Below are 25,525 nucleotides of genomic sequence, written 5' to 3' on the forward strand. Positions count from 1 at the left end.
CCGTGGGGCAAACGGGAAGTTATACGCTTGGGGAGATTAGACCTCTGGCTGGGTTGGAGCAATCCTGCTCGGTTAAGTCCGGTCGATGAACCAAGAATCCCCGTCGCTTTAGCGCGGGGAGTGTCAATTTTTTGTGTTGCTACCTCCTCCTATTTTGAATGAGTATCTGTCAAGATTGGTTAAGGAAAGTTTGTACTTCTGAAGCTGTGGGGAGGGCGGCGATCGCCCCCATTTTCAGCGTCGTTAATGCCCCCACCGCAGCCCCATAGGTGACAATTTCCCGCGCCTTGGCGGGATCGCTCAAACTGGCCACCCCTTGGCGGCAGAGTTGATGGATAAAACCCGCCACAAAGGCATCGCCGGCCCCCGTCGTATCCACCGCCTCCACGGGGAATGGCTCCACTTCGCCGCTATTTTCCGAGAGACAATAGGCGATCGCCCCTTCCCCCCCATGGGTGACAATTACCCCCTCCACGCCATCGAGATATTCCGTAATTCCCACCGGATCAGCAGTATCAAACAACCATAACGCCTCTTCATGGGCCAACTTGACAAAATCCACCCGTGACCACAACTCCGTCATCAAAGGAATTGCCGCCGCCGGATTGGGCCAAAATTGCGGCCGCCAATTGACATCCAGCACCACCCGCACATAATGCTGATCCGCCAAATCCAAGGCCCGCAACACCGCCGCCCGGCTTTGGGGATAGGCCAGGGCGATCGTCCCCAACACCAAAAAATCCGCCTCCACAAACAGGGAAGCGGGGATCTGAGCGGGATCGAGATAGGCATCGGCAAAATCCACCGTTGGGGTGGAGCCAAACCCGGCAAAGGTTCGTTCACCAAGGGGCGATCGCAAAATATACACCGAGCGCGTTGGAGCCGTGGGATGGCGTTGCACCCCCACCACCTCAACCCCTTGGTCATCACAGAGGGTGATTAAATCCATCCCATCGGGGCCCACCGTCGCAATCAACCCCGCCGCTGTCCCCAGACGACTCAAACCACAGACCACATTTGCCGGTGCGCCCCCGCCTTGGGGTAGCCATGTTTTAACCTCCGACAACCCCGCGCCCATCTCCGCCGCCAAGTAATCCCAGAGTAATTCACCAATTCCTAAAACACGCGCCATGATTGCGTCCTAGCAAGTATAAAAATATACAACATTCTGACTCTCAACCGCTGAATTATGCGGAAACATTCCTAAAATAGGACTAAGTAGAAATCACTATCAGGAAAAGTCCGATGACAGAACCGAAGCCCTCCACAGCCATATCATTATCGGAACGTGAGGTGCAAATTATCGAGTTAGTGGCCAATGGCCTGACCAATCAAGATATTGCTGATCAACTCGATATTAGTAAACGCACTGTGGATAACCATATTAGTAACATCTTGACAAAAACGGCCACCGGCAACCGGGTCTCTTTAGTGCGCTGGGCCTTGCAGTGGGGTAAGGTCTGCATTGATGAAGTCAATTGCTGCATTTTGCCCACTCAAAATTCTTAACATGGGATGGACGAGATGGGGATGGGTGGTGATAGTGGTTTTTGGGTTAGGCCTGCCGGGTTGTGGCCAGCGTCGGGCGATCGCCCCCCCGCCTGTCCCCTTTGGTGCAACCCTCAACAGCACCGCCGCCGATGAGCAACCGCGCCTCTCCTACAGTGGCCGCTACCTGGTTTTTACCTCCGACCGGGGCAATCAACGGCGCGTTCAACTTTACGACCTCCAACGCCGTCAACTGATCCCCTTGCCGGGGTTAAATCAGCCGGGCATTTTCACCGACCAGCCGGATATCAGTGCCGATGGCCGTTATATCGTTTATGTGGCGGAACCCTACGGGAAACCTGATGTTTTCCTCTACGATCGCCAACAGTTACGGGCGGAACCCCTCACCCGTAACCTCCCCGGCGAAGCCCGCCACCCCACGATCAGCGGCAATGGTCGCTTTGTTGCCTATGCCACCAACCGCACCGGCCAATGGAATATTGAAGTTTTTGATCGGGGTGTGGAAGCCCCCACCTCATTACCAGGGGGCGAGGGGCCGGGGGCAATCCCAGGGGATTAGGTTTGGGTGCATCGCTTTGAGGAGTGAGTAGTGAGTAGTGAGTAGTGAGTAGTGAGTAGTGAGTAGTGAGTAGTGAGTAGTGAGTAGTGAGTAGTGAGGAGTGAGTAGTGAGGAGTGAGGGAGAGCATTAGCATTTCACTCTATCCTCTCTTCTCTATCCTCTCTTCTCTATCCTCTCTTCTCTATCCTCTCTTCTCTATCCTCTCTCCTTTCTCCTCTATCCTCTTTCCTCCCCTACCGTTGGTCGTGGTGAAGTAAAGCTGAATATTGTTGCTCATCGATGCGCCCTGCTTCGTAGAGGGTTTCGGTAATTTCTGCGAGGGTCAGCACCTCATGGACGTGATACCCGGCTGCCCGCATCCGATCTGCGCCCCCCGCTTCATGGTTGATAAACACCACCACATCCGTAACCTTTAACCCCACCGAGGTGAGTTTTTCCACCCCTTCTAAGGCACTTTTCCCACTGATCAACGTGTCATCAATGACCACAGCGGTTTCCCCCGGTTGAAAATGCCCCTCAATCACCCGTCGCGTCCCATGGGCTTTGACCTCCTTGCGGGGAAAGATCATCGGCTGGCCGAGGTGAAGGGATAGCCCGGTGGCGGTGGGTAATGCGCCGTAGGGTAGGCCGGCAATGCGGTTAAATTGGAGGGTTTTGAGAATTTCCCCGTAGGCGCTGATCATTTGGTGGAAGACTTGGGGATTGGAAATCACTTTGCGGAGATCAACGTAGTAGGAAAATGTCGCGCCGGAGGCTTGGATATAATCCCCAAATAAAATGCAATCCAAGTCAAACAATTGCAGGATTAAATCCTGATGGGGATGCTCTTCAAGGAGGCAAAGGTTACTCGTCCAAATGTTGCATTGTTGGCTTTCGGCCTGTTGTTGGGGAATTTGGCGATGTTGGTTAATTTCGGCATTGAGAGCGGCGATCGCCTCCACAGGATTTTCTTGAGCGAGGAAATCTTGAGGAACCGGCAACAGTAAACCGCTGCCGTGGCCATTGAGGCCAGCGGTGATCATCGCAGCGAGGGCGGCGGGATCTTGCCAAATGCTGCGGGCGAGGATCAGCCGTTCGGGGGCTAAATGGCGGACTTTGGCGAGGATATTCGGCTCACTGGTGCCAATTTCTAAACAGACTTGATTGGGAGGCCCCCAAGCCGCCACTTCCTTCACCAGATGGAGGTAAAGGGGGGCATCGGGCATGGGGTAGTCTTGGATGGCGATCGCCCCCGGATTGGAGGTGCGGCAGGTGATAAACGCCGCCTTATCGGGGTAAACCAGAAAGGGAGCGGCTTGGTCTTGCCCCGCGAAGGGATTCAGCGTCACCGCATCCACGTGCCACTGCTCAAAAATGGTGTGGGCAAACAGGCTACTGCTGTTGAGGTCGCTGTGCTTGGCATCGAGAATCACCGGAATATCGGCGGGAATCGACAGCAATACCTGCTCTAAAAGTTCTAAACCCGATGCCCCCAGGGATTGATAAAACCCCAAACTGGGTTTATAGGCACAGACTAAATCAGCGGTAGCGGCAATGATCTGGTTGAGCCAATCCCACAGTTCATCGGTGAGTTGCCCATGGGCGGCCCCATGGTGGGCCGGGAGCATCTCCGGATTGGGGTCTAAACCGAGGACAAGGATGCTCTGATTGCGATCGCTGGCGGCATTAAGTTGATCCAAAAAGTTCATGGCAAGGGAAAGAGAATGGGCAATGGGGGGGGTTTAGATTTCTGCCCCTGAGCCGAAAACTGAGAATGATCTTAACCCTTAGCGCTGATCTTCTTAAGAAATCGCGTCAATTTCCAACGGTTTTGCCTGCTACCGTATAATAAACTTCACAAAGCTTTAAAACAAACGCATGACAGCCTACATTCAATTTGCCAGAGGAATTAACGAAGAAATCGTCCCCGATGTGCGCGTCACACGCTCCAAAAGTGGTAACAGCGGTACAGCAACCTTCTATTTTGAATCTCCCCAAGCCCTTACTGATACTAATGTCGCCAATGATATTACCGGGATGTATCTCATTGATGATGAGGGTGAAATGATGACCCGTGAGGTCAATGCCAAGTTTATCAACGGTCAGGCCAAAGGGATTGAAGCCGTGCTGATCATGCAGAGTGCGGCGGAGTGGGAGCGTTTCCTCCGGTTTATGAATCGCTATGCTGAGGCAGCGGGTTTGGAACTGGATCGGGCAGAATAGGCAATCGCTCTCCCCATGAAATCCTCTAGTGGATCAATAACAAGGTAGGGGCGACAAATCTTTCGCCCCCACGCCCATGAATGCACTCAACGGAAGGGATGCTAACCCACAGGGGTTTTACGCCAAGTGAGGGCTGTCCCTTGGGGGGCGGTATCCGTGGGGTTAATCGCTTCCCCCGCTAACAGGGCTTGAATGCTACGGCGTAAATAGGGCTGGCTCACTGCATCAGCCGCCTGAGGCTGATCATCGATCGCCCCATGGTAACAAATCACTCCCGCTTGATTGATTAAATACACCTCCGGGGTCATGGTGGCCCCAAAGCCCCGGGCCACATCCTGACTCGGATCCCGTAAATAGGGAAAATTTAACTCCATTGCCTGGGCAAATCGTTTCATTTGCTCAAAACTATCCTTGAGTCCCTCCTGGGCAGCATTGGCATTAATGCCGATCAAGCTCACGCCCTCTTCTTTAAAGTCTGTTTGCATCGCCTTAAGGCGATCAATATATTGGGCAACGGTGGGGCATTCATTGCCCATGAAAATCACCACCAAAGCACGAAACTGTTCACGGTAGCGGGTGAGGTGATAGACTTCGCCATCCACACCGGGCAGTTCAAAATCGGGGGCGTATGCGCCGATGAGACTCACGTTACTTTCCTCTGGCATCGTTGATAACCCTTCTTGCACAAATGCGATCGCCCTTAATCCAGCCGACCGTTACAGAGGGCATGGTAGCCGATCAATTTATAGACTAACTTAGCGGCGGTAAACTCCGAAACGACAGAATCACTCAAGGGGGCGAGTTCCATCACATCACAGCCAATTACCCGACGGTTGGTAAACAGTTGCCGCAAAAATTGGGTGGTTTGATTCCAGTTTAACCCTCCCGGTTGCGGTGTTCCTACACCGGGCATGATGGCCGGATCGAGGCCGTCGAGGTCAATGGTGAGGAATACCGATTCAGTGGTGATGGTGGCGATCGCCTCCTCAATCCAATCCGGATCTTGGCCTCGTTCGTGATCCCACTGCACAGGAATTTTCTGAGACGCAATCAAATCCGCCTCCTCTTGGCAAATACTGCGAATCGCCACCGGCAGGGAGGGAATCCCCAGATCCATCACCCGCCGCATCACACAGGCATGGTTATAAATGGAGCCGCAATAGCTGTGGCGCAGATCGCCATGGGCATCGATTTGCACAACGGTAAAGGGTTCAGTAAAGGCGGCTTGATAGGCCGCCACGACTCCCGCTGTGATCCCATGTTCGCCCCCCAAGGTAATCACAAACTTCCCCGCCTGTAACAGCGGCAACACCCCCGCCTTGACCACATCCACCATCGCCTCCGGGGTTAAATCGGGGTCAACACTGCTATCGGCGATCGCCTCCGCAATGGCAATCCCCACCTTAAAACAGGTGGCTTGGCGCAATTCCACATCATAATGCTCCAACTGATCCGAGGCTTGGAGTAATGCCAAGGGGCCATGCTGGCAGCCTTTGCGGTAGGTGGTGGTGGCTTCGTAGGGAACGGGCAAAATCACCACATCCGCCGTTTCCAAAGGAGTGGCGGTTTCAGCATCGATGAAGTGGGGGGGGAAAGGGGCCATCGTTGAGGGAAATAGGGTAGGCGTAGTGATTATAGGGGAAGGGGGGAGGAGTGAGAAGTGAGGAGTAAGGAGAGAGGAGTGAGAACGGTAGAATAGAAGAAGTTTTCTTCCGGCTTTAACTGTTATGGCGATTGATTTCACCGTGGCCATTCCCACCTATAACGGTGTATCCCGGTTGCCCGCTGTTCTTGATCGCCTCCGTGACCAGATGGGAACCGAGGCGATCGCCTGGGAAGTGCTGATCATCGACAACAACAGCACCGATGGGTTAGCGGATCTCATCCAAGCCTATCAAGCCCAATGGCGGCCCGATGTCCCCCTACGCTATTGTTTGGAAACGCAACAGGGGGCAGCCTTTGCCCGGATTCGGGCGATCCAGGCCGCTGAGGGAATTTTTGTCGGGTTTCTTGATGACGACACATTACCCGCCCGCAATTGGATACAAACCGCCCATATTTTCGCCAAACATCACCCCCATGCCGGGGCGATCGGCAGTCAAATCCACGGCCAATACGAAACGGCCCCGCCTGCCAACTTTGACCACATTGCCAGCTTCCTCGCCATTACCGAGCGGGGCCCAGAACCCCATATTTATGAACCCCGCTCGAAGATGTTGCCCCCTTCAGCGGGGTTAGTGGTGCGGCGGCAGGCTTGGCTTGCCCATGTGCCGGAGCGGCCCACCTTGACGGGGCGATCACCCTCCTCCATCCTCAACAGCGAAGACCTTGAGGCCATCCTCCAAATTCAAAATGCGGGCTGGGAAATTTGGTATAACCCCGCCATGGAGCTAGAACATCAAATTCCCGCTCATCGCCTCACCCGTGAGGGCCTGCTGTTCATTGTTCGCAGTACAGGACTAGCCCGTCATCATATCCGGATGCTGCGCCTCAAACCCTGGCAACGACCCTTGATCTTTCCCTTCGGTTGGCTCAATGATTGCCGCAAGGCTCTGCAATTTTTTATCCGCCACCGTCAGCAATTGGCCCAAGATACCGTCCTGGCCTGTCAAATGGAGTTTTTGCGTTGTACGGTGGTGAGTCCTTTTTATCTCTGGCAACAGCAATGGCGACGTATGGTTTAGCGATTATTCTGCCAGTACGGAATCGCTGGCACTATACCGGGCCAATTTTGCAGCAGTTGGCGACGATGGGGGCGATGACGGCTCCCCATCGGGTGATTGTCGTCGATGATGGTTCGACGGATGGCACACCGGAAAGGGTTGCAGCGGATTTTCCCGCTGTTGCCTTAATTCGGGGTGAGGGAGATTGGTGGTGGACGGGGGCGATCGCCCAAGGCATGGCCTACGCCCTAGGGCAAACCGATGTGGATTGTTTGCTGTGGCTCAATGATGATATGCAGTTACCGGCGGATTTTTGGGAGCAAGCCCTGAAGGTGGCCGCAGAGGCGATCGCCCAAGGGGCCTTAATTGGCGGCATCGTCCTCAATGAGCAGGATTGGGTGATTTTTAGTGGGTTGACGGGGGGGAAGCCAATCCGCAACTTGGCCGAATTTGCAACGGATTTCGTGCCAGCCCATACCCTCAACGGTAATTTAATCGTGCTACCGAAGGTGATCGCCCAACAACTCGGCCCCCCAGATTACCAACGGTTTCCCCACTATGGCGGTGATTATGAATATAGTGAGCGAGCGCAGCGGCTAGGTTTGCCGGTGTTAGTGGCGCGGAATTTGCAGGGGCGAGCCAACTATACAGCGGCGGATGTGGTGCGGTATTTGCCGGTGTGGATGCAATGGTGGCTTGCCTCCCCAGGGGAACGGTGGCAGTTGTTGTGGGTGATGCGATCGCTCAAGTTCAATTACAACATTTGGCACATCGTCAACCGCATTTACATCGACCGGCCTCAGGTTCCCCGCTGGCGTTATGAGTGGTTTTACGTCAAGAAAGTGGCCCAATGTGTGGCGACGTTGTGGCGGCCGAAGGCAGAGCTACGGGCGGAAATTATCGCCTATTGCCAAAACCAAGAGATTCCAGCGGATTTAGTGGCAAAAGTGTTAGATCGCTAAAGTTGAAAAACAGATTAAAAACTGAGGGTTGAGCCAATCCGAACCCAACAACAATTTCCCAAAATCGATATTCCACCTCACTTTCCGTAGGGTAAAGCGAAATCGCTGTAATGCAGGTAAACACTGCACTGATCTCGTGCCATGGTTCTGCCTTGGCATGGGCTTCGGGCGGCTCTACCGCCTGAGATGGAGGCAGAAGCCCTCCGGAGGAGCGTTACTTGGCTCTGCCAAGTAACGAGGATTTCATATTATTTGTCAACCTGCGGAATGTCGGCCCTAATGCAACAACGCCTTGATCTTTTTGCGGGCTTTGTTTTTATACACCCAGAATCGACTTTGCAGATCTTCCAATTGCAGCGTCATTGTGGCCATGGCCCCAGTTTTGCCCGTGGCATCCTGCAAAAACTGCCGCCGGAAAAAGTTCATCGGCGCAGCATAGAGGCTGGTACTGGTGATCCGGGGTTTCTCCGCCGCCCAATGGATCACCACTGCATCCTCCCCTTGTGCTTGGGGCCCCTCAGCCGTGACGGGAAAGCGGGCCGCCGTCTCTGCGGGGGGAAAATCACAGACCAAGTATTGAATATCCCTTTGGCCCAACCGTAATCGCCCCTCATCCGCTGCCCGAAAGATCATGAAATTGAGGAAGCCCATATCACCATATTTGAACATTCCCGGATATTGATCATTGAGGTCGAGGATTTCGAGATATTCCTCCAGGGGAAAAATGCCCCGCGTCCCGAAGATGACCGCTGGACAGACAAAGGGGCGATCGCGCCACTGAAAATGAGGAAACAATGACTCAAAGCGGGGCAAATCAAAGAAGAACTCTTGTACCATTGCCTCGGTATAGGGGGCGGTGGGTTGATCAATGATCAGATCGTACTGGTCAAATTGGGCATAGCGGCGCACATCCCCCCAGATCGCCACATCGGCATCGACAATCAGAAAATGCTCAAAGGGGCTTTCCCAAAAGGCGATCATCCGGGTCGTTCCCCAGCCGAAACTACGCTGGATCAGCACCTCATGCTTCATGGTTTTGCGGCTAATCACCTGTACACCATAGGCATCGATGGCATCCTGCACCGAAAAATCCCCATCCACCAAAAGGGCGATCGCCACATCCCCCAAAAAATAGCGGATACTGGCACAAACCCCCTTAGCGAGGGCATAGTCTTGGTCACAACAGATGACGATTACGCCAAAGTTTTCCATGGTTTCCAACGGGGGATTAAACATAGCTTAATACTAAAGAATTTGGGGAAAAAGGGATGGAACGACTGGCGGCAATCTTGACCTGTTATAACCGCAGGGCCCAAACGTTGGCCTGTTTGGAGGCGTTATTTTCTCAGGTGGCAGGGGTGACGGTGTATCTGGTCGATGATGGCAGCACCGATGGCACGGGGGCAGCGGTACAAAACCATTATCCCGATGTACAGGTGATCGAGGGGACGGGCAATTTATTTTGGAATGGGGGGATGCGGTTGGGGTTTGGGATGGCCCTTGAAGGGGATTATGACGGCTATCTCTGGCTCAATGATGATACGGTGCTCTATCCAGGGGCGATCGCCTCCCTCCTCGCCACCGCTCAATCCTTACCCACCCCCGCGATCATCACCGGATCCACCCAAGACCCCCGCAGCCGCCTCTTTACCTATGGGGGAATGCGCCAAATCCATCCCCTTTTCCCGCCCTTTAAGGTGCGGCCGGTGATTCCTCAAGATCGGCCCCAACGGTGTGATCTGATGTGCGGCAATATTGTCCTGATTCCGAGGGCGATCGCCCATCAACTGGGCAACCTTGACCCCCACCTCACCCACTACGCTGGAGATTGGGACTATGGTCTGCGGGCAAAACAGGCGGGTTTCCCGATCTGGGTTGCTCCCGGCTATCAAGGCTCCTGTGCTGCCAATCCCCGCCCCACCCCCAACCCGGCCCAAGTTGAAAAACTCAGCCAACCCAAGGGGATGATGTTGGCGGATGTCACGTTACACCCTTGGCAAGAATGGAAACTCTTAATGCGCCGCCATGGGGGTTGGCTCTGGCCGCTATTTTGGCTCTTACCCTACCGTCGCATTGCCCTGCAACTCCTATGGCAACGGTTGCGAGGTTCGTAGGGGCGAAAGATTTGGGGCGAAAGATTTGGGGCGAAAGATTTTTCGCCCCTACATAGATTCAATTAACCCTTATATTCAATCAACGTTGCGGTCTTGCCTTGCCAACGGGTCAGCCAATATTGCCCTTGGCCGATCGCTTGGGGGATTTTGGAGAAAACGGTATAAAAGGCGTAGAGGCGGGCATGGGCGGGACTATCCCCGGAATTGCGCCGATAGCGATAGACGCGCCAAATTAAATAGGGATAGCCGAGAAGCAGTAGGAAGCTCAAGCCCTTCGTCGGCCAAGCCAAGATCAGAATTGCCAGGGGAACCCCCGCCCCCCAAAGCCAGCCGCTTTTGTGTTGCCGCTGCATATAGAATTCCGGCGGCCTCCCATAGCGGGCAAAGCCTTCGGCAACAGCCCAGCCCCCCCGGATTGAGCGTCGCCAAAATTGGCTTAATTTCAGCATCGCCGCATCATGGAGCGTCATATCGGCATCAAGGCGGAAAATCCGCCAACCTGCTCGCCGTAATCGGATACACATTTCTGGTTCCTCTCCACAAATGAGGCGGGGATCAAAACCATTGACAGCTTGGAGAGCAACGACACGGGCGAGGGAATCCCCCCCACAGGCTTCCGCTTCCCCCACGGGCGTATTCCATTCAATTTCCGCTAAACGGTTATAAGGGGAGGCATCGGGGAACCGTTCCCGACGACGGCCGCAGATGATCGCACATTGGGGATGGGACTCAATATGGGCGGTGGCGGCTTCAATCCAACCGGGGATTAACTCGCAATCCCCATCGATGAATTGCACATAGGTTAAATCAGGATATTGGGCGATGAGGTGGAAAAAACCCGTGTTGCGGCTGCGGGCAGCGGTGAAAGGGATGGCAAGATCAAGGGCGATCGCCTCTACCCCCAAAGCTTCCGCCTTGCTCACACTGCCATCGGTGGAGCCGGAATCCACATAGACAATGGGCGTACCAGGGGGCAACTGGGCAATTAAAGATTGCAAACAGCGCAGGAGGCGATCGCCCTCATTTCGGCCAATGGTCACAACCCCGATTTTCGCCATCATTCCCTCTTAATCCTGTCCTGATTTAGTGTAGGCCAAGACAAATCGTTCAATGCCCGCTAAATCTGGATAAATGGCAATCCTTGTATAGTTCCCCTCCGCCGCCAGCATCGCCGCCACCGTCGGAGCCTGACCCGCCATCAGTTCCACCAACCATAACCCCCCCGGTTGCAGATAATCCGGAGCCGTGGTTACTAACTGGCGTAATGCCGCTAAACCATCCTCACCCCCATCGAGGGCTAGCCGTGGCTCATGATCCCGCACCTCCGGCTCCAAGTGATCTACCATGCTACTGGGAATATAGGGGGGGTTAGACACCATCGCCGCAAATTTTTCAGATTGACCGGCGAAGGGTTCCCACCATTGGCCTTGATGAAATGTCACCCGTTGGGCGCAATGATTGAGGGTGGCATTGTGGCGGGCAATCTCTAAGGCGATCGCACTACAATCCACCGCTTCAATTCTTCCATGGGGCAAAGCTTGGGCCAAACCGAGGGCGATCGCCCCGCTCCCCGTTCCCAAATCCACCCATCGCCCTTGGCCTAAAGTCGGATCAACGGCAACCTGCGCCAAGGCAATATCAATGATTTGCTCTGTCTCCGGCCGAGGAATCAACACCCCCGGCCCCACCCGGAGCCGTAAATGTCGCCAAGGGGTTTGCTCCGCTAAATACTGCACGGGTACCCGCTCTTGGAGGCGGCGCTGCCAAAGCTGTTGGAGGGTCAGCCAATCCCATTGGGGATAAATTTCCCCCCGATAGGTTCCCAAACGTAAACTGAGGCGGTCTAGCCCCAGTTTCTCTTGTAATAACCAATCCACTTCCATCGGGGGAATGGCCTTAGCGATGGCTGCTTGTTTTGCCTGCTCTTGCCATCGCCAAAGGTCTTCACCACTAATCATCGGTAGTCCCTGAACTTGATCCTATTGAGCATTACCCGCCGTGGCGCGTTGAATTGCCGCCGGAGAAGGAACGAGGAAAATTTGCTGAAGGCCCGGTTGATCGCTTTGCTCCCAGTTGGCCAGAATGACTTCTAGAGTACTCACCTCAATGGTGACTGCATTGGAATTGGCTGGGAGAGAAGTACTTTCCCGGTAGCGCTGGGCTAACGCATCGGCTTGCTGTTTGGAGAAGTAGAAGGGAACAACAGGGCTACCATCTTCTTGTTGAAGGGTTAGATAAACACTGTTATTGCTGCCGGGTTGGCTGGAATCACTGACCCGCACCGCAAAGAGGGGAACGCCTTGAATTTCTTGATCAGGGGGAAGTAGAGATTGAGCTAACTCTAACTGTTGTTGCTCGGGGATATAGACAAAATCAATATTTTCTTCAACCGCGTTGCGTTGGGCAGCTCGTTCCCGCTCAATCCGGTAAATTTCCCGCATTGAAACGGGAATCACCTGAACGTTATTGTTTAAGTCAGCATTTTGCGTGATGACCCGTTGACGAAACGCATCAGCATCGGTGGGATTAATAAAAATGCCTGCAAACAATTGATCTTCAACCCGTGCGACTAAAGGCGCACCATTGGCATCGGTGACGGTAAAGACGGGAATGGCTTCAAGGCGTTCTTCAATTTCTGCTTGGGTGAGGGCGAGGGCTGGAAACATCGTTCCGAGGAGGGTTGTGCCTGCCAACCCAATGGACATTAACCAGCGTGTTAATCCTGTTTTCATTTTGGATACTCTCCGTTGTAGATTGGTACAAAATTGTGGCAAGTTGGGGTTATTTCAGAGTAGAAAATTACCTGGGATTGTATCAGTCTCACTGTGTCAGTTTTTACGGTGGTCTGAGTTTCTTGAAGATGATGCAATCAATCAGGAGATAGGTTCAACCCCTTGCCATTGATGGTTTTGCCCCCTTTCGCTCTAGACCGTTCCCTCCTACTAAAGTTCCCCCATGGGACCATAGGGTTACTTTGGAACTCCACAATAACCAGATCTGATTAAAGGAATGCAACCCGATCAGGAGGGAAAAAATGAGCATTTTTCCCGGAAGGTCTTGATGTTGATAGGGGGCGATCGCCCTCCACCCATCGCTAAAAATAAATCGGGATGACAGGATTTGAACCTGCGGCATCCTGCTCCCAAAGCAGGCGCGCTACCAAGCTGCGCTACATCCCGAAACGTGACATCGATAGAGTCAAACTCCAGTATAGCGAATTTCTGGCTCACTAATCCGGATACCAAAACATCCCTTTGATCCCTTCAGGGTCAAGAATGAATCCCAAGCGACGATAAAAGTCCACCACATGGGGATCAGCAAAGAGCGTAATGTTGCTAATATCCTCACTGCGCAACTTTTTGAGGGTATAACGCATCAGAGCTTTCCCTAAGCCTCGGCTTTGATAGTCAGGATGGACGACCACATCCCAAATCGTGGCATTAAAGGCGTGATCTGAGGTGGCACGGGCAAAGCCGATCATCCGCCGTTTTGCCCCCCGTTGCTCCCACATCGAAACCACCAAAAAGCTATGTTGAATCGCTTTTCGGACTTTTCTTAAGGGACGACGAGACCAACCCACCGCATCACAAAGTTCTTCAAGCTCGTAGAGATCAAGGTCACGCTCTGTGCTAAACACGACGCGAGACTCCGGCTCCACCCTCCCCACGGTTTGAGCAGTGGGGCGTTGAGGTGCAACAGCAGTATCAGATGGACTAAATAAACTTTTCCAAAAACCCATGTTAATGGGACAAATAGCGATGATTAAGATTCAGGTTAGCCCAGGACAAACCCCGAAACAGTAACGTGGTAAGCGTACCGTCTAGAGTGTACAACAGTCTAGGGGAAAAATGGCCGGCCCGATGGTTCAGCCAATGCCAAACCGTTCCGCCAAACCCGGACTGAGGGGGATTAAGGTGGCGAGCATCAGGAATAATGCCAGTAAACCGAAGGCGGCGCGGGCATCATCGGGTTCGCTGAGTTCATTGAGGCTGGGGCGCTCTAAATCCCGTTGGAGGAAGAGGATGAACATTCCCCAATAGAGGGGAATCGGGTTCGAGAAGTTAAAAATGCCAACAATGCCTAAAACAATGAGAGTGGCGAGGGTGGTACGACGGGCGGTTTTGCGGCCATAGATGGCTTGAACGATGCGGCCGCCATCCAGTTGACCGGCGGGCATGAGGTTGAGGGCGGTGATCACTAAACCGAGCCAACCGAGAATCGTCAGGGGGTGGATTTCGACGACGGCTCCTTGGAGGGCATCCCTGAGGATCGTTTTTGCCAAGGCTCCCACTAAGATTGATCCCTGAAAGAAAGAGGTGGGGATGGCAAAGCCATGGCCGGGTTGGGAGAGGACTAACCCGAACAGGAGGAGGATGATCGAGATTAAGCCGCCAAAGGCGGGGCCGGCGATCGCCACATCAAACAACGCGGCACGGTGGGGAACCAGGGATGCAAATCGGGTCAAGCTGCCAAAGGTGCCGATCTGCCAACTGGGGAGGAGAAAGGGAAAACTGAGTTTAATCCCATAGCGTTGGGCATAAAGCCAATGGCCCAACTCATGGACGGCTAAAATCACCCAAACCCCGATGGCTAGGGGCAAGACTTCCCCATAGCGGCCCAGATTGCTGAACAAATCAAACCCTTGTAGAAGGCTGGCGGCTTCGAGGGTGGTGGCGAGGGTGGCGATGGTGAGGACAATGGCGAGATTTTTTTGCGCTAAACTCAGGGGTTGAGGATCATTGGTACTGGGCAAAACGATCACGATCGGCTTGCCTTCGGGACTTTCCACCAAAAAGAGACGATATTTTTGATCACACCAATCTTTTAATTTGGCTGCTAACCGTTCATAAACGACATCGGGATCCCCCCGGAGGTTGCCACGAAAAATCGCGCCATCTTGGTAGGCGATGGTTTCAGTGGCGAAGAAAGTATCAATGCCAAAAATGCCCTTGATTTTTTGGAGATCTTCGAGGGGAATGGGGGCAGTTTCTGGGTCAAGGTTGAGGGCGGGGGCGTTTTCGGCTTCGATGCTTTCCGTATTGAGGCGTTGGGTAGCCCGTTGGCGGAGAATTTCATCTTGGCCTTCAGCCCGAAGACGATTGCCCAGGTAGATATAAATTGCAGAAGACCCCACCAGCAAGAGAATGATGGCGATGAAGTTGAGGTAAAGCCCGAGGGCAACTAAGCCAAAAAAAACGAGCCACGGTGTAATTAAAACAACGGATTGCAGCCAAGCGAGAATGCCTAGTTTACCGTAGGGCTTGGCGCGGCTATAGCCCCACACCAGAAAGCCAAAGGCAAAGGTGATCAGGGCGAGGGTGGCGATCGCTTCGGAATTACTAAACATAACGGTCACGGGCAAGAATAATCCCTTAAGCCTAACGTGATTGCCTAGAGACTACAAATCTAAGGCTTGGGTTGAACAGCGGCTAAGGCGGTGCGCAGTTGATGATCATACTGGTGGAGGAGGTCTTGCCCTTGGGCCGCATCGACATTCCCCCAATGCATGAGTAGGGCCAGCTTCACCCGTTGACCGCTGGCATCGAGGAGGGTTTCGGCGGCGGGGCGATCGAGATCCGTGAGGTCTTCGAGGATGCGGAGGGCGCGATCGCGGAGTTTTTGGTTCGTCACCGCCACATCAATCATCCGGTTGCCGTAAACTTTCCCCAGTTTGACCATCACCGAGGTAGAGAGGATATTCAGGGCCAGTTTCGTCACCGTTCCCGCTTTGAGGCGGGTGGATCCGGCCAAAATCTCCGGCCCCACCAGGAGGCGTAAATTCACATCCGCTGAGAACGGTACTTGAGATTCCGGCACACAGGCGAGAAAAATCGTTTTTGCCCCACGCTCTTGGGCCGCTTTCAAAGCTCCCTGGACGTAGGGCGTGGTTCCACCAGCAGTAATCCCCACCACCACATCGCCATCGGTAACGCCAGCGGTGGCCATGGCGGCGGCTCCATCCTCGGCCCGGTCTTCGAGGGCTTCAGAACTTTTCAGCAGGGCCGGCGCACCGCCCGCGAGGATTCCCTGGACTAATTCCGGCGCTGTGCAAAACGTCGGGGGACATTCGGCGGCATCCAAGACCCCTAACCGGCCACTGGTACCGGCCCCCACATAAAATAAATGGCCCCCCTGACGGAGGGCGGCACTGGTGAGGTCAATGGCGGCGGCGAGTTCGGTACGGGCAGCGGCGATCGCCTCCAGGGTGCGGGCATCTTCCTGATTAAACAGATCTACCATTTCCAAGCTCGTCAGCTGATCCAACTGGGCGCTCTTGGGGTTATTTTGCTCCGTGAGCAGATGGCCCCGTGGGGCAAGATTTTCAACCATGGGGTGTTAAAGCAATCCTTCTAAAAAACGGCGTTTGGCTTCCAGTTCCGCATCGGTCATTTCTCCCGCCTGCTCTCGCTCCGGGATTGGGTCTACCTTGGGGCGATCAACAGGATCTAAAGCGTCTTGGGGTTGTTCCACATTGGCCTCTGGAGGAATTTCCAGCCGGCCCGATTCGACAATCTCGAATTCATAGCCAGCTTCTTGGCAAAACTCCTCAATTTCTTCAGCGGGGAATTCTTCGACCGTGGGCGTGGGAAAATCTTGAGCTTCAAGTAACAGGGCGTACCGAGCCGCGTCGTCTTCATCCTCGAACATCAAGATTTTGTTTTGTCCCCCCATTTGGATGGTGTGGATGCCCTCGTTCTCTGTACCCGCATTGATGAGGAGGACAAAAACTCTTCTAGGTGCAAGCATAGCGACTTAAATCGGGTGAAACTGTCAATGTTCTTCTAGGATATCGGATCTAGGCAATGGCTCAGAAAATGACGCGGCCATAACGGGCCAGATATTCACCAGTAGGATCGCTTTGTTGATTTAACCAGGCCCAGAGTTGATCCCCCTGGGAAAAATGCCACCATTCGTTGGGGTGTTGACGAAACCCGGCCGCCGCCATCGCATCCCGGAGCAGTTGCCGATGGTCGCCATAGGTTTGCTCTCGATCATTTTGGGGATGGGCGTAATAATCGGGGTGCGATCGCACCGAAATTTCATCAATTTCCCCCCCCATGGGAACCAGTTCCCCAAGGGCGTTGATCAGGGTGAGATCAAGGGCGGCCCCGGTGCTATGGGGGGGTGGGGTGGCGGGGTCAGGATTGGGGGCAGCCCAAAATTGATAGACTTCCTGCCAGAGGTCGGCTTGTTGTGCGTTGCTCAAGGCATCGGGAGAGAGCGATCGCCCCTTTAACAATTCCCCATAGGTATAATCCACCATGAACTGCTGGACTGCCAGGGGCCGGTAAGCATCGAAAATATGCAGGCTCCATCCCGGTTCAATGCGTCGTAAATTCGCCTGGGCATCTTGCAGCGCAGCCAATACCCCCGCCCGTAAACAATAGGGAGATTGATCGCCATAATCTGCCCCCAAGCGGGCATAGGGGGGCGGGGTTTCGGTGGAAAATTCTGTTAAGGGAATGGCAACCAGGGGTTCACCACAGTCTTGAATGGGGAGCGATTGGTAGGGTTTAAGCATGATCATCGGGGCCTAGGGAAGAGGTCGCCTCGCATTCTGGAACCGGATCATAACCCCCTGGATGGAAAGGGTGACAACGGCAAATCCGCCCCAGGGCTAATCCTGTCCCCCGCCAAGGGCCAAACCGCTCAATGGCGACGATCGCATATTGGGAACAGGTGGGCTGAAAACGGCAGGTGGGGGGGAAAAGGGGGGAGATCAGCGTGCGATAGAGACGAATGAGGTTCAATAATAATGGTTTCATAGATGCTCATTTCTCGGTTTAACCCATTATTTAACCCTTTAACCCTACTCCTCCGGACATTATGCCTAACGTTGATCTCATGCCCTTGGGTGGCGTGGTTGCCTATCTGGTTCTATTGGTGGCGATCGCCGAAGCCCTCAATCGCTTTGTCCATACCGGCCCCGAAGTGACCCGTAAAATTGTCCATATTGGGGCGGGTCAAGTCATGCTCTTGGCCTGGTGGTGGCGCATTGATCCTCAGTTGATTGTTGAAGCGTCAGCGGCGGCGGCTCTGATTGCCCTGGCTTCCTATTTTTTGCCCATCCTCCCCAGTTTAAACAGTGTGGGGCGGCAGAGTTTAGGCACATTTTTCTATGCCCTCAGCATTGGGGCGATCGCCCTTCTCTTCATGGGACATCATCCCCACCATGGCGTAATAGGCATTCTCGTCATGGCTTGGGGGGATGGGTTAGCAGCCTTAGTGGGCCAACGTTGGGGAGCACATCCCTACCAAATTTGGGGCAATCGGAAAAGTTGGGAGGGAACCGCGACGATGGCCTTGGCCAGTTTTGCTGTTACGGTGCTTGTGTTGGGTAATGTTTACGGGTTCTCATTCCCCGTTATGGGGATTGGCCTGGGGGTGGCGATCGCCGCCACCGCCCTCGAAGCCATTTCCCAATTTGGCATTGATAACCTCACCGTCCCCCTAGGGACAGCGTTAATCTGTGCTAACTTCTGCTCCCGGTGGCTTTAACCAAAACGACCACTGACATATTCTTGGGTTTTTTCCTCTTGGGGATTTTGGAAAATATTTTCGGTGCGATCGTACTCCACCAAATGACCGATTTTGCCACCGCTGGGGGTGGGTTCCGCGTTGTAAAAGGCAGTGAAATCCGAAACCCGCGAAGCCTGTTGCATATTGTGGGTGACAATAATAATCGTGTACAACTCCTTCAACTCCTGAATTAGCTCCTCTACCTTGAGCGTCGAAATCGGATCAAGGGCAGAGCAGGGTTCATCCATGAGGATCACCTCAGGAGCAATGGCGATCGCCCGCGCAATACAGAGCCGTTGTTGCTGCCCACCGGACAGAGCCAAACCACTCTCTTTGAGCTTATCCTTCACCTCATCCCACAACACTGCACGCCGCAAGGATTCTTCAACAAGCTTATCCATATCCCCCACATAGCCATTGATCCTTGCGCCAAAGGCAATATTTTCATAGATTGACTTGGGAAAAGGATTGGGCTTTTGAAACACCATCCCAATGCGGCGGCGCATTTCTACGGGATCAATTTGCGGTTGATAGAGGTCTTGACCATGGAATGTCACCTTCCCCTCAACCCGCGCACTGGTGATCAAGTCATTCATCCGGTTAAAGCAGCGTAAAATCGTACTTTTTCCACAACCAGAAGGGCCAATAAATGCCACAACTTTGTTGTAGGGAATATCCAGAGAAACATCCCGGACAGCCAAGGTTGAACCATAATAAACTGAAACATTTTGAGCGCGTAAAATCGCTTCTGTAATCGTTTCAGGGGGCGAAGTTAGATTAGTCATGGTTAAAGGGTTTAAGAAAAATAAACAAAACTTGATTCAAGGAAAAAATGATACTCAATGCCAGAATGAGCCTGATTTTGGGCGGCTAGTCTGTTCTATCATAATCTAAAATTGTCATGGTAGAATAAAAAAGTGAACTGTTCAGAGCGTCCCATACAGAATATCGAAAAGTTTAAAGAACCTCTTCAAGCTGAACGCCCCCTGCTCCTCATTTAAATTCTGAACCCACTTCCCCCTTATGGAATCGTTCTAGTGCTTTGGTGATCGCAGCCTCGGGCAAAGGGACATAACCCGCTTCCTTAATTAAGAATTTATTGTCAAAATCCAAATAAAATTCAACAAATTCTTTGACTTCTGGACGATCTGCCACTGCTTTTTTAACATAAATAAACTCCGGTCGAGAGAAATGATTATACGTATCATCAGCAATGGTTTCAGGGCTAGGCTCAATGCAATTGCCGTTGCCATCGTCAATGGCTACCAGTTTTAACCGATCTTGATTTTGCTCATAATAGGCAAACCCAAAAAAAGCAAGGCCATAGAGATTATTTGCAACCCCTTGCACCAAAACATTATCATCTTCACTGGCAGTAAAGTCACCTCGACTCTCCCCATCAGTACCGATTGTTTCCATAAAATAATCATAGGTTCCAGAGTCAACCCCCGGAGCATAGAGTCCCAGGGGGCCATCGGGAAAATCAGGACGGATTTGTCGCCAAGACATAACTGAGCCTTGGGCTGCGGGTTCCCACATCATTTTGAGTTCAGCAAGGGTTAAACATTGGGCGAAATCATTGTCAGGATTGACAACGATGGAGAGTCCATCCATGGCAATGGGCAACTCGATAAATTCAACCCCGTTTTCTTGACAAAGCTCAATCTCCGATGGCGTGATCGGCCGTGAAGCGCCGGTAATATCGGTTTCATCGGCGCAAAATTTGCGAAAGCCCCCCCCAGTTCCAGAAATACCGACATTAATGCGCACTCCAGGGTGTAGTTTTTGGAACTCTTCGGCCATGGCTTCAGAAACGGGGAAAACGGTACTGGAGCCGTCTAGGAGAATTTCTCCCCCTAACAGAGTGTCTGGGTTATTGCGATCGCTTGACTCCACAGGATCAACGGTTCCACAACTGCCCATGAGGGTTGTGAGGATGGCAAGCGTACAAGCGTTGCGAAGGGGGACGTTCAGGGGGCGGGTTTTCATGAATCCTCGAATTTTGCAACCAATGGAAGCGGTAATCGGTTTAACGTTGAATGAGAATCGTGAGCGTCGGCACACCTGCGGCAACAGTGAATCTTCATTCTACTGTTACGTCAATGATCTTTGATTGTCAAATAAATTTGAGTTAAGAAAAGGTTAATTTTTAGTAAAAAATATAGCCTTGTTTGGGAATAAGCCCCATCAAAGCAACAGGGATGGGTTAAGCGGTGTGATGAGAACTAGAGGTGACATATTCCCAGGTCATTGGATTATGGGGATTCATGAAAATTTGAATGGTCGGGGCATGTTCTACTAACACACCATAGCGATTACCCTTTTCCCCAATAACCACATTAAAGAAAGCAATTTGATCGGTAATGAGTGCCGCTTGTTTGAGGTTGTGGGTAATCAGCACAATGGTGTAATCTTCCTTGATTTTTAATAACAGATCGTTAATCCGTCGCACGGACATCGGATCCAAGGCGGCGGTGGGTTCATCCATGAGTAAAACTTCGGGGTTGAGGGCGATCGCCCTAGCAATACAAAGCCGCTGTTGCTGGCCACCGGATAACTCCAATGCACTATGTTTTAGCTTATGATTGACCTCTGGCCAAAGCCCGACTTGTTGTAGAGCGTACTCAACCCGATCATCAACATCATGACGACAGCCGTTAATCCGTAATCCTAAGGCAATATTTTCATAAATGGAACGGGGAAAAGGGTTGGGCCGCTGTGACACCATCCCAATCCGACGACGTAGTTCTACGGGATGGAGTGCGTGGATTTCTTGACCCTCTAAACAAATTTTTCCTTGGACATGCATTCCTGGAATTAATTCGTTGAGGCGATTGAAGCAGCGTAATAACGTGCTTTTTCCACAGCCTGATGGGCCAATAATACCCGTAATTTTATGTTTTTCAATGGTGAGGTGAATGCCCTTAAGAATAGGCAGATGCTCAAAGAAAATATTAACATTATCCACAGTCAATATTGGGGGGATATTAAAGCAGTTATTCATGGTTGATCAAGGATGATAGTCATAATGAACGGTAGCGATCTCGGATATAAACAGCGAGAATATTCATAGCTAAGACTAATGCACCTAAAATAATAATGGTTGCGGCGGCAAGGGCATGAAATTCTGGCTGAGGTCGAGATACCCAGTAAAAAATTTGGGTGGTGAGGGTGGTGAATTGACGCTGAAGATCTTGCCATGAGAGGGGAACAGTGGAGGAAAAAGCGACCGCGCCAATAGGAATCAGGGGAGCCGTTTCACCAATAGCCCGTGAAATAGATAGGAGCAGCCCGGTGATGATTCGGGGTGAGGCGGCGGGTAGAACAATATGCCAAAGGGTTTGCCAGCGACTCATGCCTACACTATGGGCAGCTTGGCGATCGCTGTCGGGAACCGTGCGCAGTGCATTGCGGGTGGTGATCATCACAATGGGTAAGACAATCATGCTTAAGACCAAAGCGGCGGAAATTAAGCTGCGTCCTCCCGTTAAGCCACTCCAACCCCGGGCAAAAATGGCTAGCCCCATCAAGCCATAGAGAATAGCAGGGACAGCGGCAAGATTGGCAATGTGAATTTCAAGGATTTGATTGAAGCGGTTATAGGGAAGATATTCTTCAAGAAAAATCGCCGCACCGACTCCAATGGGAAAGGCAATGAGGGCTGTTAAACCGAGGAGCCAAAGGGTTCCCATCAAGGCAGCACTAATGCCCGCTTCGGCAGCACGTCGTGATGAAGTTGCGGTGAGAAAATGCCCATCAATTTCTCTCCATCCTGCTTGTAATGTTGTGACTAATAGGATCACAAAAATTAAAACACCGAGAACAATAGCCATGGCACTCAATCCATGCCAGAGGCGATCGCCCCACTGTCGTTGTCTCAGGGTGGCCTGTACCGGTGGCACAGGGGGTAAACGTTGAATGTTCAGCACTGGCTCGATGGTGGTGTGGGATAATTGCTCTGCTGTGGACATTGTCATACTGGTCATCATGCGATTGTGGCGCTGAACAAGCCAGTGACCAAAGCCATTTAAACTGAGGGTGATTAAGAACAACGCAAATCCCACCGCAAAAATGGTGTGATAAATGATTGTGTTGGGTCGCACATCGCCGAGACTGACTTGAACAATAAAAGCAGTGATACTGCTGACCGGAATCAGCGGGTTTGTGGTTAACTTAGGGGTTTGACCGGCGGCGATCGCGGCGATCATCGTTTCCCCCAATGCCCGGGATAACGCTAAGGTGATGGCAGCAATAAATCCTGGCGTAGCCATGGGGATGATAATCTTGGTTAAAATTTCCCGCTTCGTAAAACCCAATGCATAGCCCCCTTCTCGCAAAAAAGGAGGAACCGATGCTAAAACATCTTCACCAATTGAAGAAATAATCGGTGTAATCAAAATGCCGGTCACAATGCCTGCACTTAAGCTATTGAAGGTATTTAAACCTGGAATCAATTCTTGAAGAAATGGTGTTACCCACAACAAGGCAAAATAACCATAGACAATGGTGGGAATTCCGGCGAGAGATTCAAAACTAGCTTTGCCAATGCGGCGAATTTTCTTCGGTGCATATTCATGGAGATAAATGGCAGCAAGTAATCCGATGGGTGTGGCGACGACAATCGCAATCAGTCCAATCATCAATGTTGCACTGGCTAACACCATGACTCCAAAACTTTGCTGGGCAAAGGTTGGTGTCCATTGAGCATCAGTCAAAAATTGCCAGAGGGACACTTCTTGCAAAAACTTCCAAGTTTCATAGCCGAAGGTCACTAAAATTACGATAGAAATAATAATAGGAACAGCGGCAGATGCTATCAGCGCAACCTGCACTGTTGCTTCAGTCCAAAATAAGCCCAAGCGTTGGAGGGCTTTGATTTTTTCAAAAAAAGTAATCCGTTGTTGATGTTGTTTCTCTTTCACCAAATTCCAAAAACTGATTTGATTCTCCAAAAATATCTTCAAGCAGATTGCCATGGCAGTCCCACCAGTGATAATATAGCAACAAAATTATCATCAGGTTAACGTGGGTTTAAACTTACCTAATCTCAGGCTGATCACTACTGTTTAAGCGGATCTAGAATTCAAGTCAGGAAATAAACATTGCAAATTTTGCAGCGCATAGCCCAGTTCTTTAGCTGACTTTAGGTTCAGTTCTTCGTATACCCTCGAAATCTGAGGCTGGTTTTTTGCTAATTCAGGCATACGGCTTGATAAAGAATCATTCAATCGGTTGATCATCCAGGGGCGTAGGCTGATGGCGCTATGATCATGTTGTTCAACGAGACAATACATTTTTAGGGTCAGGATTTTTGTTTCAGTGGAATTACTGAGCAGATTGATGATTTCTTGCGAAAACTGTTCCGCTAACTGACTAATGACGTATTTCATGAGCACCGGCTCAATGCTAAACCAAGGTGTGCTGGTATCAGAAGGAACAACATCTAATAGAGAACGCCGTTTGAGGGATTCTAGGGCAGCAACCATTTCTGAAGTCGAAATGGCACTAAAGCGTAAATATTGGCGAAGATGGTTGAAGGTGATGGGACGGTTCGCTAAGGCTAGCCAGTTAATGATCACCGTCTCTGAACTTGAAAGTCGCTGAAGCTGCTGGTGGAAAATGCTGGGCATGATATCACCGAGTACCAATGTACTTTGGCTGAGGAACTCATCCACCTGTCCCCCAAAGATTTCTTGAATCGTTGTGGCCATGAGTTTCAAGGCTAGCGGATGGCCACGGTAGAGGCGAATTAATTCATGGCTTCCCGGTGTATGGGGCAAAAAGCCTTTGGTCGCCAGGATTTTGTGGGCCGCTTGGATTTCCAGGCCGCCAAGGCGAAAGTCGCGCACGGGTAATGCTTCCCCTGCAAGGGATGTGAGATCCCGTAGTTTTTCCCGTGTGATCACTAAGATGCAACTTTGGTGTGACTCTTGGGCGAGGCGGCGAAAAAGCTCATGGTAGTTTTGGTAATGGCTTTGGTACTGTCCGGCTAACTCTCCACTGCACAGGATGGTTTCCACATCATCTAATAGGACTAAGCAGCGATGTTGGCGTAGGGTCTCCAGGAGGTGAGTGAGCGGATGAATCGGGGGAGCTACTGAGGGATGTCCTAGAAAGGTGTTGCATTCGTGGAGTAAGGGTTCTAGGGAGGGCGCACGGCGGAGCGATCGCCGCAAGACAAATTCAAAATGACCCTCTATCCTTTGGGCTAATTGCACCGATAACGTCGTTTTACCAATACCCCCCATACCAGAAAGCACCACCAACCGACAGCGATCGCTCCCAATCCAATGCTCTAGTTCGGCTAGTTCCTGCTCTCGCCCACAAAACTGAGCAACATCAATAGCCTCATCCCAATCTTGCTGTGTTCCCGTCCATATGTCTCCCTGGCGATCGACCACCTCCTCCCAGTTCAAACCCAAAACCTGACAGTAGGCTTTGAATGTCTGAGCATTGATCGCCGCCTTGCCCGCGAGAAAACGTTTCCACGTTCCCAGGGAAATTCCATAGGCATAGGGCCCCCCTGAACACCAAACTCCCCCAGGCTCAAGCAAACGGCTCGCCGCCACAAAACAGGAATCATCCTCCCCATTCCAGCTCCAACCCCGTTCTCGCCTTGCCTGTTGAATCCGCATCAGCCCCAGCCGAGATGCCTTTAACGTTGCCACCTTGCCCCGTTCCCTCTATAAATATGTTTCTTCTCTCAGTATGCGCATTTCTTTCCGACATGCAGCACAACGCAGCCTGAACACCCACCCTTGAAACTCAAAAGTAATACAAAAAACTTACTTAGTCTGAACCCGTCCCATCATTATCGGCCAATCCCAAACCTTTTCAAAGCTCTCAAAGCCATACACAAAGGGCAACACAGAGAATTCGCCGCAACAATCGAAAAAATATTTCCAAAAAAGTGTTGACAAGCCATAGGGAAGTAGCTATATTGATAAATGCGCGGCAAACGAAACGCAGCGCACCGAACCTAGAAAAAAGAATAG

26 protein-coding genes and 1 tRNA gene are annotated in these 25,525 nt (G+C 51.9%); 7 read left to right on the forward strand and 20 right to left on the reverse strand.

All coding sequences use genetic code 11. The features are described from left to right. Window positions 1-169 precede the first annotated feature (169 nt). Window positions 170-1,132 carry a carbohydrate kinase gene (locus tag VB712_RS09970; RefSeq protein WP_323254412.1) on the reverse strand — a complete coding sequence of 321 codons (963 nt, stop codon included), beginning with the start codon at window positions 1,130-1,132 and terminating at the stop codon, window positions 170-172. Window positions 1,133-1,245: 113 nt separating this feature from the next. On the opposite strand from VB712_RS09970, the gene VB712_RS09975 reads away from it, so the two are divergent. Beyond that, the gene (locus VB712_RS09975; RefSeq protein ID WP_323254413.1) at window positions 1,246-1,509 is read left to right on the forward strand and encodes a helix-turn-helix transcriptional regulator; all 264 of its coding nucleotides are present in this window, start codon (window positions 1,246-1,248) and stop codon (window positions 1,507-1,509) included. Between the two features lies 1 nt (window position 1,510). Next, window positions 1,511-2,068 (forward strand): TolB family protein, encoded by a 558-nt coding sequence (locus VB712_RS09980; RefSeq protein ID WP_416236308.1) that lies wholly within the window; start codon window positions 1,511-1,513, stop codon window positions 2,066-2,068. Window positions 2,069-2,302: 234 nt separating this feature from the next. On the opposite strand, the gene VB712_RS09985 is transcribed toward VB712_RS09980, so the two are convergent. Next, window positions 2,303-3,757 carry a bifunctional orotidine-5'-phosphate decarboxylase/orotate phosphoribosyltransferase gene (locus VB712_RS09985; protein WP_323254415.1) on the reverse strand — a complete coding sequence of 485 codons (1,455 nt, stop codon included), beginning with the start codon at window positions 3,755-3,757 and terminating at the stop codon, window positions 2,303-2,305. Between the two features lie 169 nt (window positions 3,758-3,926). Here VB712_RS09985 and psb28 point away from each other — a divergent pair, with 169 nt between their 5' ends. After that, window positions 3,927-4,271, forward strand: coding sequence for a photosystem II reaction center protein Psb28 (gene psb28, locus VB712_RS09990; RefSeq protein WP_323254416.1), 345 nt, complete (start codon window positions 3,927-3,929; stop codon window positions 4,269-4,271). Between the two features lie 101 nt (window positions 4,272-4,372). Here the strand turns inward: psb28 and VB712_RS09995 are convergent, their stop codons facing one another. Together VB712_RS09995 and speB are read right to left on the reverse strand one after the other, a co-directional pair. Further along, window positions 4,373-4,936, reverse strand: coding sequence for a thioredoxin family protein (locus tag VB712_RS09995; protein ID WP_323254417.1), 564 nt, complete (start codon window positions 4,934-4,936; stop codon window positions 4,373-4,375). A 35-nt stretch (window positions 4,937-4,971) separates the two neighbouring features. Beyond that, window positions 4,972-5,874: an agmatinase gene (gene speB, locus VB712_RS10000; RefSeq protein ID WP_323254418.1), complete on the reverse strand. Its 903-nt coding sequence runs from the start codon at window positions 5,872-5,874 to the stop codon at window positions 4,972-4,974. Between the two features lie 124 nt (window positions 5,875-5,998). Between speB and hpsE the strand changes: the two genes are divergently transcribed. Both hpsE and VB712_RS10010 read left to right on the forward strand, forming a co-directional pair. Further along, on the forward strand, window positions 5,999-6,955 hold the full coding sequence (gene hpsE, locus VB712_RS10005) for a hormogonium polysaccharide biosynthesis glycosyltransferase HpsE (RefSeq protein ID WP_323254419.1): 957 nt from the start codon (window positions 5,999-6,001) through the stop codon (window positions 6,953-6,955). Further along, on the forward strand, window positions 6,937-7,896 hold the full coding sequence (locus VB712_RS10010) for a glycosyltransferase family 2 protein (protein WP_323254420.1): 960 nt from the start codon (window positions 6,937-6,939) through the stop codon (window positions 7,894-7,896). Before hpsE ends, VB712_RS10010 begins: the two co-directional genes overlap by 19 nt. A 276-nt stretch (window positions 7,897-8,172) precedes the next feature. Here VB712_RS10010 and VB712_RS10015 read toward each other — a convergent pair whose 3' ends face one another. Continuing rightward, window positions 8,173-9,132 (reverse strand): hypothetical protein, encoded by a 960-nt coding sequence (locus tag VB712_RS10015; protein ID WP_323254421.1) that lies wholly within the window; start codon window positions 9,130-9,132, stop codon window positions 8,173-8,175. A gap of 32 nt (window positions 9,133-9,164) precedes the next feature. Between VB712_RS10015 and VB712_RS10020 the strand changes: the two genes are divergently transcribed. Next, entirely contained in the window at window positions 9,165-10,010 is an 846-nt protein-coding gene (locus VB712_RS10020; protein WP_323254422.1) for a glycosyltransferase family 2 protein, read from the forward strand. Window positions 10,011-10,072: 62 nt separating this feature from the next. Here VB712_RS10020 and VB712_RS10025 read toward each other — a convergent pair whose 3' ends face one another. The 10 genes from VB712_RS10025 to yidD all read right to left on the reverse strand — a co-directional run bounded on the left by VB712_RS10025 (window position 10,073) and on the right by yidD (window position 17,776). Further along, window positions 10,073-11,068 carry a glycosyltransferase gene (locus VB712_RS10025; RefSeq protein ID WP_323254423.1) on the reverse strand — a complete coding sequence of 332 codons (996 nt, stop codon included), beginning with the start codon at window positions 11,066-11,068 and terminating at the stop codon, window positions 10,073-10,075. Window positions 11,069-11,077: 9 nt separating this feature from the next. Next, window positions 11,078-11,968 carry a peptide chain release factor N(5)-glutamine methyltransferase gene (prmC, locus tag VB712_RS10030; protein ID WP_323254424.1) on the reverse strand — a complete coding sequence of 297 codons (891 nt, stop codon included), beginning with the start codon at window positions 11,966-11,968 and terminating at the stop codon, window positions 11,078-11,080. 21 nt (window positions 11,969-11,989) lie between these two features. Beyond that, window positions 11,990-12,784, reverse strand: coding sequence for a Tic22 family protein (locus tag VB712_RS10035; RefSeq protein ID WP_323254425.1), 795 nt, complete (start codon window positions 12,782-12,784; stop codon window positions 11,990-11,992). A gap of 331 nt (window positions 12,785-13,115) precedes the next feature. Then, a tRNA-Pro gene (locus tag VB712_RS10040) sits at window positions 13,116-13,189 on the reverse strand. Between the two features lie 50 nt (window positions 13,190-13,239). Further along, window positions 13,240-13,749: a GNAT family N-acetyltransferase gene (locus VB712_RS10045; RefSeq protein ID WP_323254426.1), complete on the reverse strand. Its 510-nt coding sequence runs from the start codon at window positions 13,747-13,749 to the stop codon at window positions 13,240-13,242. A 126-nt stretch (window positions 13,750-13,875) separates the two neighbouring features. Then, window positions 13,876-15,357 carry a site-2 protease family protein gene (locus VB712_RS10050; protein ID WP_323254427.1) on the reverse strand — a complete coding sequence of 494 codons (1,482 nt, stop codon included), beginning with the start codon at window positions 15,355-15,357 and terminating at the stop codon, window positions 13,876-13,878. Between the two features lie 59 nt (window positions 15,358-15,416). Further along, window positions 15,417-16,340: an N-acetylmuramic acid 6-phosphate etherase gene (gene murQ, locus VB712_RS10055; RefSeq protein WP_323254428.1), complete on the reverse strand. Its 924-nt coding sequence runs from the start codon at window positions 16,338-16,340 to the stop codon at window positions 15,417-15,419. A gap of 6 nt (window positions 16,341-16,346) precedes the next feature. Further along, window positions 16,347-16,757 (reverse strand): DUF3110 domain-containing protein, encoded by a 411-nt coding sequence (locus VB712_RS10060; protein WP_323254429.1) that lies wholly within the window; start codon window positions 16,755-16,757, stop codon window positions 16,347-16,349. Between the two features lie 61 nt (window positions 16,758-16,818). Then, a complete protein-coding gene (locus VB712_RS10065; protein ID WP_323254430.1) occupies window positions 16,819-17,532 on the reverse strand; it encodes a M15 family metallopeptidase in 714 nt (237 codons plus the stop codon). Continuing rightward, window positions 17,525-17,776, reverse strand: a complete 252-nt coding sequence (yidD, locus tag VB712_RS10070) for a membrane protein insertion efficiency factor YidD (RefSeq protein WP_323254431.1) — start codon at window positions 17,774-17,776, stop codon at window positions 17,525-17,527. Before yidD ends, VB712_RS10065 begins: the two co-directional genes overlap by 8 nt. A 61-nt stretch (window positions 17,777-17,837) precedes the next feature. Between yidD and VB712_RS10075 the strand changes: the two genes are divergently transcribed. After that, window positions 17,838-18,509: an SEC59/DGK1/VTE5 family protein gene (locus VB712_RS10075; RefSeq protein WP_323254432.1), complete on the forward strand. Its 672-nt coding sequence runs from the start codon at window positions 17,838-17,840 to the stop codon at window positions 18,507-18,509. Here VB712_RS10075 and pstB read toward each other — a convergent pair. The 5 genes from pstB to VB712_RS10100 form a co-directional block, all read right to left on the reverse strand. Continuing rightward, entirely contained in the window at window positions 18,506-19,315 is an 810-nt protein-coding gene (gene pstB / locus VB712_RS10080) for a phosphate ABC transporter ATP-binding protein PstB (protein ID WP_323254433.1), read from the reverse strand. The genes VB712_RS10075 and pstB overlap by 4 nt on opposite strands. A gap of 208 nt (window positions 19,316-19,523) precedes the next feature. Then, window positions 19,524-20,519 carry a PstS family phosphate ABC transporter substrate-binding protein gene (locus VB712_RS10085; protein WP_323254434.1) on the reverse strand — a complete coding sequence of 332 codons (996 nt, stop codon included), beginning with the start codon at window positions 20,517-20,519 and terminating at the stop codon, window positions 19,524-19,526. A gap of 217 nt (window positions 20,520-20,736) precedes the next feature. Beyond that, entirely contained in the window at window positions 20,737-21,534 is a 798-nt protein-coding gene (locus VB712_RS10090; RefSeq protein WP_323254435.1) for a phosphate ABC transporter ATP-binding protein, read from the reverse strand. Between the two features lie 19 nt (window positions 21,535-21,553). Next, complete coding sequence (pstA, locus tag VB712_RS10095; RefSeq protein ID WP_323254436.1) at window positions 21,554-23,506, reverse strand: phosphate ABC transporter permease PstA; 1,953 nt, start codon at window positions 23,504-23,506, stop codon at window positions 21,554-21,556. Between the two features lie 90 nt (window positions 23,507-23,596). Beyond that, window positions 23,597-25,198 carry an ATP-binding protein gene (locus VB712_RS10100; RefSeq protein WP_323254437.1) on the reverse strand — a complete coding sequence of 534 codons (1,602 nt, stop codon included), beginning with the start codon at window positions 25,196-25,198 and terminating at the stop codon, window positions 23,597-23,599. Window positions 25,199-25,525 lie beyond the last annotated feature (327 nt).

Origin of the sequence: Spirulina sp. CCNP1310, assembly GCF_034932185.1 — a bacterium.
Taxonomy (GTDB): Bacteria; Cyanobacteriota; Cyanobacteriia; order Cyanobacteriales; family Spirulinaceae; genus Spirulina.